The sequence below is a fragment of the Mycobacterium sp. MYCO198283 genome (assembly GCF_021213805.1).
GTDB lineage: Bacteria > Actinomycetota > Actinomycetes > Mycobacteriales > Mycobacteriaceae > Mycobacterium.
In genome coordinates this window covers 289,182-306,629 of the sequence record NZ_JAJQJI010000002.1, presented here as the reverse complement: position 1 = coordinate 306,629, position 17,448 = coordinate 289,182, and the positions used below count along the sequence as shown (strand labels likewise).

18 protein-coding genes are annotated in these 17,448 nt (G+C 72.4%); 15 read left to right on the top strand and 3 right to left on the bottom strand.

The features are described from left to right. Positions 1–49 precede the first annotated feature (49 nt). The 8 genes from alr to groL all read left to right on the top strand — a co-directional run bounded on the left by alr (position 50) and on the right by groL (position 6,412). Positions 50–1,213, top strand: coding sequence for an alanine racemase (gene alr, locus LV457_RS05635; RefSeq protein ID WP_374198737.1), 1,164 nt, complete (start codon positions 50–52; stop codon positions 1,211–1,213). Next, positions 1,210–1,683, top strand: coding sequence for a tRNA (adenosine(37)-N6)-threonylcarbamoyltransferase complex ATPase subunit type 1 TsaE (gene tsaE / locus LV457_RS05630; protein ID WP_232169570.1), 474 nt, complete (start codon positions 1,210–1,212; stop codon positions 1,681–1,683). Before alr ends, tsaE begins: the two co-directional genes overlap by 4 nt. Further along, a complete protein-coding gene (tsaB, locus tag LV457_RS05625) occupies positions 1,680–2,315 on the top strand; it encodes a tRNA (adenosine(37)-N6)-threonylcarbamoyltransferase complex dimerization subunit type 1 TsaB (RefSeq protein WP_232169568.1) in 636 nt (211 codons plus the stop codon). The genes tsaE and tsaB overlap by 4 nt, the downstream gene beginning before the upstream one ends. Continuing rightward, positions 2,312–2,764 (top strand): ribosomal protein S18-alanine N-acetyltransferase, encoded by a 453-nt coding sequence (rimI, locus tag LV457_RS05620; RefSeq protein ID WP_232169567.1) that lies wholly within the window; start codon positions 2,312–2,314, stop codon positions 2,762–2,764. Before tsaB ends, rimI begins: the two co-directional genes overlap by 4 nt. Then, positions 2,761–3,798, top strand: a complete 1,038-nt coding sequence (gene tsaD / locus LV457_RS05615) for a tRNA (adenosine(37)-N6)-threonylcarbamoyltransferase complex transferase subunit TsaD (protein WP_232169566.1) — start codon at positions 2,761–2,763, stop codon at positions 3,796–3,798. Before rimI ends, tsaD begins: the two co-directional genes overlap by 4 nt. Beyond that, complete coding sequence (locus tag LV457_RS05610) at positions 3,795–4,223, top strand: nuclear transport factor 2 family protein (RefSeq protein ID WP_232169565.1); 429 nt, start codon at positions 3,795–3,797, stop codon at positions 4,221–4,223. The genes tsaD and LV457_RS05610 overlap by 4 nt, the downstream gene beginning before the upstream one ends. A gap of 184 nt (positions 4,224–4,407) precedes the next feature. Beyond that, positions 4,408–4,710: a co-chaperone GroES gene (groES, locus tag LV457_RS05605; protein ID WP_041310041.1), complete on the top strand. Its 303-nt coding sequence runs from the start codon at positions 4,408–4,410 to the stop codon at positions 4,708–4,710. An 82-nt stretch (positions 4,711–4,792) separates the two neighbouring features. Beyond that, on the top strand, positions 4,793–6,412 hold the full coding sequence (groL, locus tag LV457_RS05600) for a chaperonin GroEL (protein WP_232169564.1): 1,620 nt from the start codon (positions 4,793–4,795) through the stop codon (positions 6,410–6,412). A gap of 187 nt (positions 6,413–6,599) precedes the next feature. On the opposite strand, the gene LV457_RS05595 is transcribed toward groL, so the two are convergent. Further along, positions 6,600–6,890, bottom strand: coding sequence for a WhiB family transcriptional regulator (locus LV457_RS05595; RefSeq protein ID WP_232169563.1), 291 nt, complete (start codon positions 6,888–6,890; stop codon positions 6,600–6,602). A 343-nt stretch (positions 6,891–7,233) separates the two neighbouring features. Between LV457_RS05595 and LV457_RS05590 the strand changes: the two genes are divergently transcribed. From LV457_RS05590 to LV457_RS05580, 3 genes are all read left to right on the top strand, one after another. Further along, positions 7,234–8,013, top strand: coding sequence for a hypothetical protein (locus LV457_RS05590; RefSeq protein WP_232169562.1), 780 nt, complete (start codon positions 7,234–7,236; stop codon positions 8,011–8,013). 93 nt (positions 8,014–8,106) lie between these two features. Then, positions 8,107–8,685, top strand: coding sequence for a sigma-70 family RNA polymerase sigma factor (locus LV457_RS05585; protein ID WP_232169976.1), 579 nt, complete (start codon positions 8,107–8,109; stop codon positions 8,683–8,685). Beyond that, a complete protein-coding gene (locus tag LV457_RS05580) occupies positions 8,678–9,847 on the top strand; it encodes an anti-sigma-D factor RsdA (RefSeq protein WP_232169561.1) in 1,170 nt (389 codons plus the stop codon). Before LV457_RS05585 ends, LV457_RS05580 begins: the two co-directional genes overlap by 8 nt. Before the next feature lie 7 nt (positions 9,848–9,854). Here the strand turns inward: LV457_RS05580 and LV457_RS05575 are convergent, their stop codons facing one another. Next, a complete protein-coding gene (locus LV457_RS05575) occupies positions 9,855–10,259 on the bottom strand; it encodes a DUF5319 domain-containing protein (RefSeq protein ID WP_232169560.1) in 405 nt (134 codons plus the stop codon). A 245-nt stretch (positions 10,260–10,504) separates the two neighbouring features. Between LV457_RS05575 and guaB the strand changes: the two genes are divergently transcribed. From guaB to LV457_RS05555, 4 genes are read left to right on the top strand one after another with little or no spacing between them, the layout of a single operon-like run. After that, positions 10,505–12,022 carry an IMP dehydrogenase gene (gene guaB / locus LV457_RS05570; RefSeq protein WP_232169975.1) on the top strand — a complete coding sequence of 506 codons (1,518 nt, stop codon included), beginning with the start codon at positions 10,505–10,507 and terminating at the stop codon, positions 12,020–12,022. A 45-nt stretch (positions 12,023–12,067) separates the two neighbouring features. Beyond that, entirely contained in the window at positions 12,068–13,204 is a 1,137-nt protein-coding gene (locus LV457_RS05565) for a GuaB3 family IMP dehydrogenase-related protein (RefSeq protein ID WP_232169974.1), read from the top strand. 25 nt (positions 13,205–13,229) lie between these two features. Beyond that, a complete protein-coding gene (locus LV457_RS05560) occupies positions 13,230–13,433 on the top strand; it encodes a zinc-ribbon domain-containing protein (protein ID WP_232169558.1) in 204 nt (67 codons plus the stop codon). 59 nt (positions 13,434–13,492) lie between these two features. Further along, positions 13,493–15,226, top strand: coding sequence for an FAD-dependent oxidoreductase (locus LV457_RS05555; protein ID WP_232169556.1), 1,734 nt, complete (start codon positions 13,493–13,495; stop codon positions 15,224–15,226). Here LV457_RS05555 and LV457_RS05550 read toward each other — a convergent pair. After that, positions 15,210–17,402 (bottom strand): molybdopterin-dependent oxidoreductase, encoded by a 2,193-nt coding sequence (locus tag LV457_RS05550; RefSeq protein WP_232169555.1) that lies wholly within the window; start codon positions 17,400–17,402, stop codon positions 15,210–15,212. The genes LV457_RS05555 and LV457_RS05550 overlap by 17 nt on opposite strands. Positions 17,403–17,448: the final 46 nt, after the last annotated feature.

The window sequence follows — 17,448 nt, the reverse complement described above, 5'->3', positions numbered from 1 at the left end:
GGGCCGCGCGGCGAAATGCGGTGGCCGGCTGGTGAGACAATGAGCGGCGGTGACCGAAACACAGCCGCTGCAAACCCGTAGCCCCGCTGCCGCCGAGGCGGTGGTCGATCTCGGCGCGATCGCGCACAACGTCGGCGTGCTGCGGGAGCGGGCCGGCGGCGCCGCGGTGATGGCGGTGGTGAAGGCCGACGGCTACGGCCACGGCGCCACCGCAGTGGCCCGTGCGGCGCTCGCGGCCGGCGCGGCCGAGCTCGGCGTCGCCACCGTCGACGAGGCGCTCGCGCTGCGCCGCGACGGCATCAGCGCGCCGGTGCTGTGCTGGCTGCACCCGCCGGGCACCGACTTCGCCCCCGCGCTGCGGGCCGGGCTGGGCATCGGGGTGAGCTCGGTGCGCCAGCTCGACGAGGTGCTCGACGCGGTCACCCGCACCGGCGCCTCGGCGGAGCTGACGCTGAAGGTCGACACCGGCCTGAACCGCAACGGCATCGCCGCCGCCGACTACCCGCAGCTGCTCGACGCCGTGCTCGCCGCGCAGGCCGCCGACGCCGTCCGGGTGCGCGGCATCATGAGCCACCTGGCGTGCGCCGACGAACCGCAGCACCCCACCAACTCCCGGCAGGCGCAGCGGTTCACCGGCATGCTCGCCGAGGCCCGCCGTCGCGGCGTGCGCTACGAGGTGGCGCACCTGGCGAACTCGCCCGCCGCGCTCAACCGACCCGACCTCGCATTCGACCTGGTCCGGCCCGGCATCGCCGTCTACGGCCTCGACCCGGTGCCCGCCGCGGGGGGTGCCGGCCTGATCCCGGCGATGACGCTGCGGTGCACGGTCGCCATGGTCAAGCCGCTGCGGGCCGGCGACGGGGTGTCCTACGGCCACACCTGGATCGCGCCGCACGACACCACCGTCGCGCTGATTCCCGCGGGATACGCCGACGGCGTCTTCCGGTCGCTGTCGGGGCGGTTCGACGTGGTGATCGGCGGCCGGCGACGGCGCAGCGTGGGGCGCATCTGCATGGACCAATTCGTCGTCGACCTCGGGCCCGACGCCGCCGACGTCCGCGAAGGCGACGAGGCGATCCTGTTCGGTCCCGGCCTCGACGGCGAACCGACCGCCAAAGAGTGGGCCGACCTGATCGGCACCATCGACTACGAGGTGGTGACCAGCCCCCGCGGCCGCATCACCCGCGTGTACCGCGAGGCCGGCGCACGGTGAGCACGTCGGGCACCGCCGCCGGCACCGCCACCCTGGCGACCGCCGAGGACACCGTCGCGCTGGGCCGCCGGCTCGCCGCCGACCTGCGGGCCGGCGACGTCGTGGTGCTCGCCGGCCCGCTGGGCGCCGGAAAGACGATGCTCACCAAGGGCATCGCGGCCGGCCTCGACGTCGCCGGCCCGGTGACCTCGCCGACGTTCGTGCTGGCGCGGGTGCATCCCGCCCGCCGGCCAGGCGACCCGGCGCTGGTGCACGTCGACGTCTACCGGCTCCTGGACCACGACCGGACCGACCTGCTCGCCGAACTCGACTCCCTCGACCTCGACACCGACCTCGCCGACGCGGTCGTCGTCGTCGAATGGGGGGAGGGGCTCGCCGAACGGCTCGCCGACCGGCACCTCGACATCCGGCTCGAGCGGCTCACCGACTCCGACGTCCGCACCGCCACCTGGTCGTGGAGCACCGCGTGAGCACCGTCCTCGTCATCGACACCGCCACACCCGCGGTCACGGCGGCGGTCGTGCGCCGCGACGATCTCGCGGTGCTCGGGCAGCGCGTCACCGTCGACCCCCGCGCCCACGTCGAACAACTCACGCCCAACGTGCTCGGCGCGCTGCGCGACGCCGGGCTGTCGATGGCCGACCTGGGTGCGGTCGTCGTCGGCTGCGGCCCCGGGCCGTTCACCGGCCTGCGGGTGGGGATGGCCACCGCCGCCGCCTACGGGCATGCGCTCGGCATCGCGGTGCACGGCGTGTGCAGCCTCGACGGGATCGGTGCGCTGACCGCCGATGAGCCCGCCGACGTCCTCGTCGTCACCGACGCCCGCCGCCGGGAGGTGTACTGGGCGCGGTACCGGGCCGGCCGTCGCGTCGACGGGCCGGAGGTGGCGGCCCCGGCCGACGTGCCGGTCGACGGCGTGCGCGCGGTGGCCGGTTCGCCCGACCACGCCGCGCTGTTCGCGCTACCGCGCATCGACCACGTGCATCCCGATCCCGCCGGGCTCGTCGCGTCGGTCACCGACTGGGACGATCCGCAACCGCCGGCGCCGCTGTACCTGCGCCGGCCGGACGCCAGGACGCTAGCGGAGCGCGGCGCCCGATGACCGTCACGATCGACGCGCTGACGCAGGCCGACGTCGCCCGCTGCGCAGAGCTGGAGGCGCAGCTGTTCGACGGGGACGACCCGTGGCCGGCGTCGGCGTTCCGGTACGCGCTGCGGGCGTCGCACAACCGCTACTTCGCCGCGCGCGAGGGCGACAAGCTGGTGGGCTACGCCGGCATCGCCCGGCTCGGCGCGTCGCCGCCCTACGAGTACGAGGTGCACACCATCGGCGTCGATCCCGCGCACCGCGGCCGGGGCATCGGCCGGGCGCTGCTGGACGCGCTGCTCGGTGTCGCCGGCGACGCGACGGTGTTCCTGGAGGTGCGCACCGACAACGAGGTCGCGCAATCCCTCTATCGCAGCGCGGGTTTCGAGGTGATCGGCCGCCGCCGGCGCTACTACCGGATGAGCGGCGCCGACGCCTTTACGATGCGCAGAGAGGCGTCATGACCACCATCCTGGCGATCGAGAGCTCCTGCGACGAGACCGGCGTCGGCATCGCCCGGCTCGGCGCCGACGGCACCGTCACCCTGCTCGCCGACGAGGTGGCGTCGAGCGTCGACGAGCATGCCCGCTTCGGCGGCGTCGTGCCCGAGATCGCGTCGCGGGCACACCTGGAGGCACTCGGCCCGACGATGCGGCGGGCGCTGGCCGCGGCGGGCCTGGACGGCCCCGACGCCAGACCAGATGTGGTGGCGGCCACCATCGGTCCCGGGCTGGCGGGCGCGCTGATGGTCGGGGTCGCGGCGGCCAAGGCGTACGCCGCCGCGTGGGGAGTGCCGTTCTACGCCGTCAATCACCTCGGCGGGCATCTGGCCGCCGACGTCTACGACCACGGCCCGCTGCCCGAGTGCATCGGCCTACTGGTCTCCGGCGGGCACACCAACCTGCTGCACCTGCGATCGCTCGCCGAGCCGATCGTCGAGCTCGGCAGCACCGTCGACGACGCCGCGGGCGAGGCGTACGACAAGGTGGCGCGGCTGTTGGGGCTCGGCTATCCAGGCGGGCGGGTGCTCGACGAGCTCGCGCGCCGGGGCGATCGGACCGCGGTCGCATTTCCGCGCGGCATGACCGGCCCACGCGACGACCGCCACGCGTTCAGCTTCTCGGGGCTCAAGACCGCGGTGGCGCGCTACGTCGAGCGCCACCCCGACCACGACGTCGCCGATGTCGCGGCCGGTTTCCAGGAGGCCGTCGCCGACGTCCTGACCATGAAAGCCGTGCGGGCCGCCACCGATCTCGGGGTGTCGACGCTGCTGATCGCCGGCGGGGTGGCGGCCAACTCGCGGCTGCGCGAACTCGCCGAGGAGCGCTGCGCCGCGCACGGCATCACGCTGCGGGTGCCGCGGCCGCGGCTGTGCACCGACAACGGCGCGATGATCGCGTCGTTCGCCGCGCACCTGGTCGCGGCCGGCGCCGGTCCCTCGCCGCTCGATGTCGCCACTGATCCCGGGCTGCCGGTGCTGACGGGCCAGGTCGCGTGACGCTGCAGGACCGGCTGGCGGTGACCGACCTGCTGTACCGCTACGCCGAGCTGGTGGACGCCGGGGACTTCGACGGGGTCGGGCAGCTGTTGGCGCGCGGATCGTTCGCCGGCGTGCGCGGCGAGCGGGCCATCGCCGGGCTGTTCGCCGCGACCACCCGCCGCTACGACGACACCGGTACGCCGAAGACCCGTCACCTGGTGCTCAACCCGATCGTCGAGGTCGACGGCGGTACTGCGCGAGCCCGCTCCACGTTCTGCGTCGTGCAGGCCACCGAGGCGCTGCCACTGCAGCCGATCGTCGTGGGCCGCTACGCCGACGAGTTCGCGCGCGACGGCGCGGGCTGGTACTTCACCGCCCGCCGCGTCGATCTGGAGATGGTGGGCGACGTGTCGCAGCACCTGCTCGTCGACCCGGCGAATTAGCCTGCCCTCGTCCTTGAGTGCTAGCACTCGCATGTATAGAGTGCTAGGTGGCTGCGACGATCCCCGTGTCGGCACCCGCGACGACGGCGCGGAGAAGGCGTACGCCGAACACCTGATACATCGGAAAACGAAGAGGCCCGGGGAACGCCCCGGACCGTATCCCAAGCAAGTGGAGGGCTCCATCGTGGCGAGCGTGAACATCAAGCCACTCGAGGACAAGATCCTCGTACAGGCCAACGAGGCCGAGACCACGACCGCGTCGGGTCTGGTCATCCCGGACACCGCCAAGGAGAAGCCGCAGGAAGGCACCGTCGTCGCCGTCGGCCCCGGCCGGTGGGACGACGAGGGCGAGAAGCGAATTCCGCTGGACGTCTCCGAGGGTGACACCGTCATCTACAGCAAGTACGGCGGCACCGAGATCAAGTACAACGGCGAGGAGTACCTGATCCTGTCGGCGCGCGACGTGCTGGCGGTCGTCAACAAGTAATCGCGGTGTCCGCCCCGGGGATCTCGCACGCGTTGCGGCCGATCTCCGGGGCGGCATGCGTTCGACGTCAGGACGGACATTCATGAGCAAGCAGATCGAATTCAACGAAACCGCGCGCCGGGCCATGGAGGTCGGCGTCGACAAGCTCGCCAACGCGGTCAAGGTGACGCTGGGCCCGCGCGGCCGCCACGTCGTGCTGGCCAAGTCGTGGGGCGGACCCACGGTGACCAACGACGGCGTCACCATCGCCCGCGACATCGACCTCGAGGACCCGTTCGAGAACCTGGGCGCCCAACTGGTCAAGTCGGTCGCCACCAAGACCAACGACATCGCCGGGGACGGCACCACCACCGCCACGGTGTTGGCGCAGGCCCTGGTCAAGGCCGGCCTGCGCAACGTCGCGGCGGGCGCCAACCCGATTGCGCTCGGGTCGGGCATCAGCAAGGCCGCCGACGCGGTCAGCGAGGCGCTGCTCGCCGCGGCCACCCCGGTGTCGGGGCGAAGCGGCATCGCGTCCATCGCCACCGTGTCCTCGCGTGACCCCGAGATCGGCGAGCTGGTCGGCGAGGCCATGACGAAGGTCGGCGAGGACGGCGTGGTCAGCGTCGAGGAGTCGTCGACCCTGCAGACCGAGCTCGAGGTCACCGAGGGCGTGCAGTTCGACAAGGGCTACCTGTCGGCGTACTTCATCAGCGACTTCGACCGGCAGGAGGCCGTGCTCGAGGACGCCCTGGTGCTGCTGCACCGCGAAAAGATCAGCTCGCTACCCGACCTGCTGCCGCTGCTGGAGAAGGTCGCCCAGGCGAACAAGCCCCTGTTGATCGTCGCCGAGGACGTCGAGGGTGAGGCGCTGTCGACGCTGGTCGTCAACGCGATCCGCAAGACGCTGCGGGCCGTCGCGGTCAAGGCGCCGTTCTTCGGCGACCGCCGCAAGGCGTTCCTGGAGGACCTCGCGATCGTCACCGGCGGTCAGGTGGTCAACCCCGACGTGGGCCTGCTGCTGCGCGAGGTGGGCCTGGAGGTGCTCGGTACGGCGCGCCGCGTGGTGGTCACCAAGGACACCACGACCATCGTCGACGGCGGCGGCACGCAGGAGGCCATCGCCAACCGGGTGGCGCAGCTCAAGAGCGAGATCGAGACCACCGACTCCGAGTGGGACCGCGAGAAGCTGGAGGAGCGGCTGGCCAAGCTCGCCGGCGGCGTGGCGGTGATCAAGGTCGGCGCGGCCACCGAAACCGCGCTGAAGGAGCGCAAGGCCCGCGTCGAGGACGCGGTCGCCGCGGCCAAGGCGGCGGTCGAGGAAGGCATCGTCCCCGGCGGCGGCTCCGCGCTGCTGCAGGCGCGCTCGGCGCTCGATGAACTGCGGTCGTCGCTGTCCGGTGACGAGGCGGTCGGCGTCGACGTGTTCTCCACAGCACTGTCGTCGCCGCTCTACTGGATCGCCACCAACGCCGGGCTCGACGGCGCCGTGGTGGTCAACACGGTCGCCGGACTGCCGGCGGGGCAGGGCTTCAACGCCGCCACGCTGACCTACGGCGACCTGCTGGCCGACGGTGTCATCGACCCGGTCAAGGTCACCCGCTCGGCCGTCGTCAACGCGGCGTCGGTGGCGCGGATGATCCTCACCACCGAGACCGCGGTCGTCGACAAGCCGGCCGAGGAAGAAGAGCACGGCCACGGCCATCACGGCCACGCGCACTGATCAGCAGGACGCAGGCACCCCCGGGTTCAGTGGAGCCGGGGGTGCCGCCTTTCCACGCGCTCACCACATCGGCTGCACGTGCCTACTGGGAGCGATGGGTACGCCGCACGCCCGAACTCCGTACGCACGGCTCACCTCTGCGCACTGGCCCGCCACCGCGGGCGGAGACTGCCGTTTGCTGTGTAACTCAAGCCGTGCGGCGGATGCCTCGTTTCAAGAGCAGTTCGCGCTCGGATTCGCTCAGCCCGCCCCAGATGCCGTAGGGCTCGGCGACCGCCAACGCGTGCGAGCGGCACTGGGCGATCACCGGGCAGCGACGGCACATTTCCTTGGCGCGCATCTCCCGCTGGGCCCGGGCGCGGCCGCGCTCGCCGTCGGGGTGGAAGAACATCGCCGAGTCGACGCCGCGGCACAGGCCCTGCATCTGCCAGTCCCACACGTCGGCGTTCGGCCCGGGAAGCTGCTGTGGTTGTGGCATCGGAACCCCTCTCTGCACCGCCGCCGGACAGCGGGGACGCAGAAGTCGTGAAACGATCTTTCGAAACATGTCGCCGGTGACCGCTCGTGAAATCAAATTAGGGGCGGTCGGCGAAATGCGTCAACACTTCCCCGGTGTGCGAAACGACATAACCGCAGGTCGAGAATTTACGTCACGTTCATCCGGGGGACCCGCGGGCGGCAGGAGTGGGGCTCGAAACGGCGCTTGACGCTCACGCCGGACGCAATTGTCCAGTTCAGCGCGCGATCGTCGGCGGGCGATTTCCCGACGACAGACCAGTCGTTGACCTGGCGTTAACATGCGCAGCACAAACTGTTAACCGATGAACGCAGAACCCTCGCCGCTGTACGCCGCCGCCTTCGGCGCCGCACCCGGCCGGTGGCCGCTGCCGCCGGCGGCCACGCCCGTCGAGCGATGGTGGCGGGCGGTCGCCGCTGCCGGTCAGGGCCGCTACGCCTCGGCCCGCACGGAACTGGCGGAGATCCGGCGGGCGCCAGGAGGCGCGGCGCTCGACTCGCTGGCGCACAGCACGGAGGCGTCGCTGCTGCGTCAACTCGGGTGGCATTTGCTGGCCCGCCGGTGGGACGGGCGCGCCCTCGCGCTCGCCGACGGCGGGCCCGCGCACGCCGACAGCCTCGTCGGCCTGGCGGCCGACGCCTTGGGGGTGGGGCGGTTCGCCGCTGCCGGCGAGCTCCTGGGGCGGGCCCGCCGACCGCCCACCGACCTGCGCGTGCGGGTGCGGCTGGCGTGGGTGAGCGCCGAGTTGGCGATGGCCACCGGTCACGGTGCGGACGCGGTGCGCAGCGCCGAGGCCGGGCTGGACGTCGCCGAGGAGTTCGGGTCCGCACGGCACGTCGTCAAGACGCGGCTGGTGCTCGCGGCGGCGCTGTGCAGCACGGGGCGGCTCGACGACGCCCGCGGCCACGGCGACCAGGTGCTCGACGCCACCGAGCGTCACGGGCTGCTGCCGCTGCGCTGGGCGGTTTCCGGTCTGCTGGCCGACATCGGCAGCGCCCGTGGAACGCGCGACGAGCTCCTCGCGATCAACGAGGCGTGCGCGGTGGCGGTCGAGCGACGCGGCGGGCGGTGGCGTCACCGCTGAAAGCGGCTCGTGGAGCCGGTGCGCCACCAGTCGATATTGTCTGCTGCATGCCGGGATGAGGCCCGGCTCGTAACGCTGAGGACGCTTTCGTCGATGACACATCCGGGAGACCGCCTCGATGCTGTCGTTGCTCACGCAGTGGCCGGCAATCGGGACGCGCTCCGGGAAGTGCTGGAGACCATTCGTCCGATTGTGGTGCGGTACTGCAGAGCTCGGCTCGGCACCGGCGAACGAAGTGGCCTGTCAGCGGACGACGTGGCACAGGAGGTGTGCTTGGCCGCCATATCGGCGCTGCCCCGCTATCAGGACCAGGGGCGGCCCTTCTTGGCTTTTGTGTACGGCATCGCCGCACACAAGGTGGCCGACGCCCACCGCGCGTTCGCCCGCAACCGGGCCGAGCCGACCGAGGTGCTGCCCGAGCGGATGTCCGTCGAGGCGGGTCCGGAGCAGAACGCGATCGACGCGGACGCCGCGGCGCGGATGGACGCGCTGCTCAACACCTTGCCGGCCAAGCAGCGCGAGATCGTGATCCTTCGCGTGGTGGTGGGGCTGTCGGCGGAGGAGACCGCCGAGGCGGTCGGCACGACCGCCGGTGCGGTGCGGGTGGCGCAGCACCGGGCGCTGGCTCGGCTGCGCAACGAGATCTTGGCGACGGGGCGGGGCTATGAGTGACATGAACCGCCGCTTCGGGGGCGGCGACGCCGACGTCGAGGCGATCGCGCGGACGGACCGGATGCTGGACGCGCTGGCGACGGGTCGCCCGGTGCCGCCTACCGATTCGGCCGACGACGAGATTGCCTGGCTGCTCGCCGGCTGGCGCGATCACGTCCGCCACACCCCGCTCGCGCCGAGCGCCGGAATCGGTCTGGCCGACGCGGTGGCCGCGCTCGAACAGGGCAGTCGCCCCGCGCCGTCCGCGCGACGCGGCGTCGGCCTTCGGGTCGTGGGGTCCGTCGCCGCGGCGATGCTGGTGTTCGGCGGCTTCGGCGTGGTGGTATCCGACGCCCAGCCGGGTGACGCCCTCTACGGCCTGCGCACGATCATCTTCGGCGAAACCGCGTCGGAGCAGCAGGTGGTCCTCGCCGCGCAGACCGAGCTCAAGCAGGTCGAGCAGCTCATCAACGAAGGCCAGTGGGCGGCCGCGCAGGAGAAGCTGACCGCGCTGTCGAACACCGTGGAGCGGGTCGGCGACGACACCACCCGCGAGAACCTCGACGGCTGGGTCGCAGTGCTGAACGAGAACATCGAGGCGCGCAACCCCGCGGTGACGCTCCCGCCGAGTCCGGCCCAGGCGCCGCCCCCGGTCGTCGTGACCGACAGCCCCGATCCGACGGCGGCGACCCCGTCCGGCGTCGACCCGGCGGCCACCCCGTCGACCGATCCGGCCACGCAGCTGACGTCCGTCCCCAGCGCGGAGCCGACGAGCGCGCCGCAGCCGAGCCCGACGCCGACGAGCGCGCCGCAGCCAAGCCCGACGCCGACGAGCGCGCCGCAGCCGAGCCCGACGCCGACGAGCGCACCGCAGCCGAGCCCGACGCCGCAACCGAGCCCGACGCCGACGAGCGCGCCGCAGCCGAGCCCGACGCCGCAACCGAGCCCGACGGCACAGCCGACGCCGCGGCCCACCCCGCAGCAGCCGGCGACCTCGCAGCAGCCAGCAACATCGCAACCGACGGCCGCCCCGCGACCGACCCCCGCGCCGACCACTCCGGCACTGACCACCCCGGCGGCGCCGTCAGCGGTGCAGCCGTCGGCTCCGGTGGCGCGGCAAGCGCAGGATCAGCCCGTCGTGACGACCACGCCGGTCGCCGCGAACGTCAGCGGCGCAGGGTAGCCGCGGCTCAGCGGAAGCCGTCGCGCTCCGACGCCGCCTCGTTCAGCGAGGCGTCGGCGTAGCCGCGGCAGTAGTCCCAGGTGACGTAGGCGTCGGGCTCGGGATCGTAGGCCGGCTCGTGCGGACGGACAGTGCCGTCGACCAGGAGCTGTAAGAGGTTGGCGCGCAGCATGTCCCAGTCGTGGTAGTGGTCCTGCTGGCATTCGTCGCAGCAGACGACCAACCCGCGGATGCCGCGATGGGCGAGCAGCGCCTCGTAGACCGCCAGATCGGCCAGGTCGGCCTCGACCGCGGTGCGCTCCTGCGGGTCCAGCGGTTGCCCGGGCTCGATGGCGTCCAGCGCGGCCGAGGGGTCGCACGGATCGTCGGCGAACGGGTCGGGCGGCAAACCCGGTGGTAGGTGGTCACGCACGCCCCTAGCGTACGCAGCGCGGCTGGTGTCGCGCCAGCCGCCGCACGGCTGGCCGGGATGCCCCCCGCCGGCGGCGGGGACCCAGGCCGGCGGCGTGGAGCCGATAGGATGAATGTTCAGCTCCACCCCCTTTTGGAGGCTTCATGTCGAACCCCGCGACGCTCACCGACGCCAGCGACCGCATCCTGCTGGGCGCCGAACCGGTGGCTGCCGTGGTGCCGACCGAACAGCCCGCCGCGGCGAGCATGCCGATGCGCACCGGCGGCGACGACCCGAACAAGATCGCCATGCTCGGGCTGACGTTCGACGACGTGCTGCTGCTGCCCGCCGCGTCGGACGTCGTTCCGGCACGGGCCGACACCTCCAGCCAGCTCACGCGCCGCATCCGGCTCAAGGTGCCGCTGGTCAGCTCGGCGATGGACACCGTGACCGAGGCACGCATGGCCATCGCGATGGCGCGCGCCGGCGGCATGGGGGTGCTGCACCGCAACCTGCCCGCCGCCGAGCAGGCCGGTCAGGTCGAAACCGTCAAGCGGTCCGAAGCCGGGATGGTGACCAACCCCGTCACCTGCACGCCGGACAACACGCTCGCCGAGGTCGACGCGATGTGCGCCCGCTTCCGCATCTCCGGGCTGCCGGTGGTCGATGCGTCGGGCGCACTGGTGGGGATCATCACCAACCGCGACATGCGCTTCGAGGTCGACCAGAGCAAGCGCGTCGCCGAGGTGATGACCAAGGCGCCGCTGATCACCGCGCAGGAGGGGGTCACCGCCGACGCCGCGCTGGGGCTGTTGCGGCGCAACAAGATCGAGAAGCTGCCGATCGTCGACGGGCGCGGCAAGCTCACCGGCCTGATCACCGTCAAGGACTTCGTCAAGACCGAGCAGCATCCGCTCGCGACGAAGGACAGCGACGGGCGGTTGCTGGTCGGGGCCGCCGTCGGCGTCGGTGAGGATGCGTGGGCGCGGGCGATGGGTCTGGTGGACGCCGGGGTCGACGTGTTGGTGGTCGACACCGCCCACGCCCACAACCGGCTGGTGCTGGAGATGGTCGGCAAGCTCAAGGCCGAGGTCGGCCACCGGGTGGACGTGGTGGGCGGCAACGTCGCGACGCGCTCCGGGGCGGCCGCGCTGGTCGAGGCGGGCGCCGACGCGGTGAAGGTCGGCGTCGGGCCGGGCTCGATCTGCACCACACGCGTCGTCGCCGGTGTCGGTGCGCCGCAGATCACCGCGATCCTCGAAGCCGTCGCGGCCTGCGCGCCGTTCGGCGTGCCGGTGATCGCCGACGGCGGCCTGCAGTACTCCGGAGACATCGCCAAGGCGCTGGCCGCCGGGGCGTCCACCGCGATGCTCGGCTCGCTGCTCGCCGGCACCGCCGAGGCGCCGGGCGAGCTGATCTTCGTCAACGGCAAGCAGTTCAAGAGCTACCGCGGCATGGGGTCGCTGGGGGCGATGCAGGGCCGCAGCGAAGGCGGGGCCGCGAAGTCCTATTCGAAGGACCGCTACTTCCAGGACGACGTGCTGCGCGAGGACAAGCTGGTGCCGGAGGGCATCGAGGGCCGGGTCCCGTTCCGCGGCCCGCTGGCGACCGTCATCCACCAGCTCACCGGCGGCCTGCGGGCCGCGATGGGCTACACCGGCGCCGCCACCATCGAGGCGCTGCAGCAAGCGCAGTTCGTGCAGATCACGTCGGCGGGCCTCAAGGAGAGCCACCCGCACGACATCACCATGACCGCCGAAGCGCCGAACTACTACTCGCGCTGACCGCGCCCGCCGCGCACACGAACCTGAGGACACCGCATGCGTGACTTGGTCGAGATCGGCCTGGGCCGGACCGCTCGGCGCACCTACGAGCTGGACGAGGTGAACATCGTCCCGTCGCGGCGCACGCGGTCGTCGCAGGACGTCTCGACGGCCTGGCAGCTCGACGCCTACCGCTTCGAGATCCCGGTGATCAGCCACCCCACCGACGCGCTGGTGTCGCCGGACTTCGCGATCGAGCTGGGCCGGTGCGGCGGCCTGGGCGTGCTCAACGGCGAAGGCCTGATCGGCCGGCACGCCGACGTCGAGGAGAAGGTCGCCCGCGTCGTCGAGTGTGCGGCGGCCGACGCCGACCCGTCGGCCGCGATCCGGCTGCTGCAGGAGCTCCACGCGGCACCGCTCGACCCCGACCTGCTCGGCGCGGCGGTCGCCCGCATCCGCGATGCCGGGGTCACCACCGCCGTGCGGGTGAGCCCGCAGAACGCGCAGGCCCTCACCCCGTCGCTGGTGGCGGCAGGCATCGACCTGCTGGTCATCCAGGGGACGATCGTCACCGCCGAACGGGTGGCCCGCAACCACGGGGGCGGCGAACCTCTGAACCTGAAGACGTTCATCTCCGAACTCGACATCCCGGTGGTCGCGGGCGGCGTGCTCGACCACCGGACCGCGCTGCACCTCATGCGCACCGGCGCGGCCGGCGTCATCGTGGGCTACGGCTCGACGCGCGGCGTGACCACCAGCGACGAGGTGCTGGGCATCAGCGTGCCGATGGCCACCGCCATCGCCGACGCCGCCGCGGCCCGCCGCGAATACCTCGACGAGACGGGCGGCCGCTACGTGCACGTGCTCGCCGACGGCGACATCCACACCTCCGGCGACCTCGCGAAGGCCATTGCGTGCGGCGCCGACGCCGTGGTGCTCGGCACCCCGCTCGCCGCCGCGGCCGAGGCGATGGCGGACGGCTGGTTCTGGCCCGCCGCGGCCGCGCACCCGTCGCTGCCCCGGGGGGCGCTGCTGCACGTGGCGCCGGGCGAACGGGCGCCGCTGCACCAGGTGCTGGCCGGCCCGTCCGACGATCCGTTCGGGTCGCTCAACCTGGTCGGCGGGCTGCGCCGGTCGATGGCCAAGGCCGGGTACTGCGACCTCAAGGAGTTCCAGAAGGTCGGCCTCACCGTCGGGTGCTGACCGGCGCCGCCCCTACGCTGAGGCGATGCTGCTCTTCTTCAGTTTCGGCACCAAGCAGAAGGTCCTCGGTGCGGGGGAGGTGCGCACCTGCCCGCGCTGCTCCAACACCACGCAGTGGACGCGGGTCCGCGAGTACAAGCAGTTCTCGCTGTTCTTCATCCCGGTCGCCCGGTGGAAGCGGCGGAACGTCGAGGTCTGCGGGGTGTGCGGGACGGCCGTCGCGGCCTGAGCGCGAAGTTAGGCCAGCCTTTCTAGCCGGTTACCGGTGGGTAGCTCCATAATGCTCGGATGGAGCCTGACTACGACGTCCTGATCATCGGTTCGGGTTTCGGGGGCAGCGTCACCGCGCTGCGGCTCACCGAGAAGGGGTACCGCGTCGGGGTACTCGAAGCGGGCCGCCGCTACGCCGACGAGGACTTCGCCAAGACCTCGTGGAACCTGCGGAAGTTCCTGTGGATGCCGCAGCTCGGCATGTACGGCATCCAGCGCATCCACCTGCTGCGCAACGTCATGATCCTCGCCGGCGCCGGGGTGGGCGGCGGCTCGCTGAACTACGCGAACACGCTCTACGTGCCGCCGCCGCCGTTCTTCTCCGACCGGCAGTGGGCGCACATCACCGACTGGCGCGCCGAGCTCGCACCGCACTACGACCAGGCGCAGCGCATGCTCGGCGTGGTCCGCAACCCGACCTTCACCGACGCCGACCGGATCATGAAGGAGGTCGCCGACGAGATGGGCGTCGGCGACACCTTCGTGCCCACGCCGGTCGGGGTGTTCTTCGGCCCGGGCGGCGAGAAGGCGCCCGGCAAGACGTTCGACGACCCGTACTTCGGGGGCGTCGGCCCGGCCCGCACCGGCTGCATCGAGTGCGGCTCGTGCATGACGGGCTGCCGTCACAACGCCAAGAACACGCTGGTGAAGAACTATCTCGGGCTGGCCGAGCGCGCCGGCGCCGAGGTCATCCCGATGACCACGGTGACCGACGTCGAGCAGCGCGCCGACGGCAGGTGGCAGGTCACGACGGTGCGCACCGGGCGGAAGCTGCGCCGCGGCAAGCGCACGTTCACCGCGAACGCCGTCGTCATGGCCGCCGGCACCTACGGCACGCAGCGGCTGCTGTTCAAGATGCGCGACACCGGCAAGCTGAAGCTGTCGGACCGGCTCGGTGTGCTGACCCGCACCAACTCCGAGTCCATCGTGGGCGCCGGCCGGCTGACGGTGAGCGACGATCTGAACCTCACGCACGGCGTCGCCATCACGTCCTCGATCCACCCGACGCCCGACACGCACGTCGAGCCGTGCCGCTACGGCAAGGGCTCCAACGCGATGGGGTTGCTGCAGACGCTGATGACCGACGGCGCCGGGCCCGAGGGCACCGACGTGCCGCGCTGGAAGCAGCTCATCCAGGCGGCCCGGCAGGATCCGCGCGGCACGCTGCGGCTGCTGAACCCGCGCCGGTGGAGCGAGCGCACGATGATCGCGCTCGTCATGCAGCATCTCGACAACTCGATCACCACCTACACCAAGCGCAACCGGTTCGGCATCCGTCGCTACCTGAGCAAGCAGGGCCACGGCGAGCCGAACCCGACCTGGATCCCGGTGGGCAACCGGGTGACCCGCGAGATCGCGAAGAAGATCGACGGCGTCGCCGGCGGTACCTGGGGCGAGTTGTTCAACATCCCGCTGACGGCGCACTTCTTGGGCGGCGCGGTGATCGGCGACAGTCCCGAGCACGGCGTCATCGACCCCTACCACCGGGTGTGGGGTTACCCGACCATGTACGTCGTGGACGGGGCCGCCATCTCGGCGAACCTCGGCGTCAACCCGTCGCTGTCGATCACCGCGCAGGCCGAGCGGGCGGCGTCGCTGTGGCCGAACAAGGGCGAACAAGATCAGCGGCCGCCGCAGGGCGCGCCCTACGAGCGGCTGCAGCCGGTGCCGCCGAAGCATCCGGTGGTGCCGCAGGAGGCGCCGGGCGCGCTGCGGTGGCTGCCGATCGCGCCGGTCAGTTCGGCGAGCTGACCCGCTCGACGGCCACATAGGCCGAGCTGAGCGCCGAGGTCTGCGACAGCGGGTCCAGCGTCTCGCCGTCGACCAGCAGGTTCCGGTTGACGCCGAACGACAGCGGTGTCCCGCCGCCGCGCGGGTCGAACACGCGCGAACCCCAGCCGTGGTCGATGACCACCAGGCCGCGGCGCACCGCGTCCGACAGCGACGCCTGCAGTTCGACCTCCCCGACGGCCGAGGACACGCGCACCCGATCGCCCTCGCCGATGCCCAGCGGCGCCGCGTCGGCGGGATGGATGAGCACGTCGGTGCCCTTGCCCGCCGGGTGCAGACCCGGCAGGTCGTTGAGCCAGGAGTTCATCGAGTGCCGGTGGCGCCGGTTGCCCAGCGTGAACGGATAGCGCTGCGGCGCGGCGGGCGCCGGCCCGCTCAGCAGCTCGCGGGCGCGGGCCACGAACTCCGGCGGCGCGGCGTGCACCCGCTTGTCCTCGGTGCGCAGGGCGGCGCGGAAGTGCCCGAACTCGCGTGGGCCCAGCACCATGCCGTGCGGGTGGGCGACCAGATCGCGCCACCGCACGCGGCGACCGCCGACCTTGCGCGACGTGGCGATCAGCAGCCGGTCCAGCCAGCGCGGGGTGAACTCCAGGCCGGGCCGGCGGGTGAGGCGGGCCAGCCGACGGGTAGCCCGCACGACCTGGTTGAGCCCCTTGGCGCCGAACAGCGGCCGGCGCATCGCGATCGCCAAGTCCACCCAGATGCGCCACTCCTCGCGCGCGCCCGGTGGCGGGTCGACCGCCTTGGCGCCGAGCTGCACGAACGGCTCGTCGTGCATGCTGCTGGTGAAGGCCGGCAGGTCGTCGCGCTCGAGCCAGTGCACCGCCGGCAGCAGCCAGTGGGCGTGCCGGTGGCTCTCGCGCTGCACCAGGTCCACGGCCACCAGCAGCTCCAGCTGGGCCAGCGCGGCGTCGAGCTTCGCGCCGTCGGGGCCGGAAATCACCGGGTTGCCGGAGTTGACGATCAGCGCCCGCAGCTGCCCGGGCCCGGGGGTGGTGATCTCGTCGGGTAGCTCGGCCAGCGCGTGGGCGCCCGCCACCATCGGCCGGCCGCGCAGCCGGCTGCGGTGCTCGGGCGCCTTGGCCAGGTCGAACATCCGCAGGGCGTCGACGTAGCCGGGCTCGAAGCGGCGGCCGCCGGGGCGGTCCATCCGGCCGGTGATGACGTTGAGCACGTGGCCGAGCCATTCACCGACGGTGCCGGCCTCGTGCAAGGAGACGCCGGTGCGGGTCACCACCATGGCGCCGCGGGCGGCCGCGAAGTCGCGGGCCACGCGCTCGATGTCGCTGCGGGAGAGCTCGCAGCGGGCCGCGAGGTCGTCGAGGTCGGCCTCGGCGACCAGCGCGCGCAGCTCCGGCACGCCCGTCGCGAGCGTGCGGCAGTCCTCGTCGTGTTCGAGGCCTTCGTCGAGGATCACCTTCACCAGCCCGAGCAGCAGCGCCCAGTCCTGCCCCGGCCGCACCGCGAGGTGGAGGTCGGCTTTCGCCGCCGACTCGGTGCGCACCGGGTCGACGACGACGATCGTGGCGCCCGCGGCCTGCCGGGCGAGCGCCCGCCGCCAGCCGCCCGGCACGGTCTCCAGCCAGTTCCACGCGCTCACCGCCGGGTTGGTGCCGACCAGCAGGAAGTAGTCGCAGGCGTCGATGTCGGACACCGGCGACATGAGCTCCGAGCCGTACATCGCCTGCGCCACCACGTGCATCGCGTTCTGGTCGACCGAACCCACGAAGTAGCGGCTCCGGGTGCCGACGGCGTCCAGCCAGCCGTTCATGAAGACGATGTTCGACGACGAGAAGCCCGCCGGGTTGCCGTAGTAGACGCCCACCGCGTCCGGGCCGTCCGCGTCGATCAGGGCGTTCAGCCGGGCCGCGATGTCGGCGATCGCCTCGTCCCACGACGCCTCGACGTAGCGGTCGCCGACGCGGCGCATCGGGTGCAGGATCCGCCGCGGATGCTCGACGAGCTGCCCGGCGGTGCGGCCCTTGGCGCAGAAGTCGTGCCAGCTGTGCGGGTTGCGCCGGTCCGCCGAGATCTTCTCGATCCGGTTGTCCGCGACGGTGACGTCGATGCCGCACGAGGCCAGGCAGTAGCGGCAGAACGTGTGCACCGTCCGGCGCTGCGGCTCGGGGGTGCTCATGCGGTCATCCTGCCCGAGCGCCGGCGGGCGACGCCGCCGAATCGGA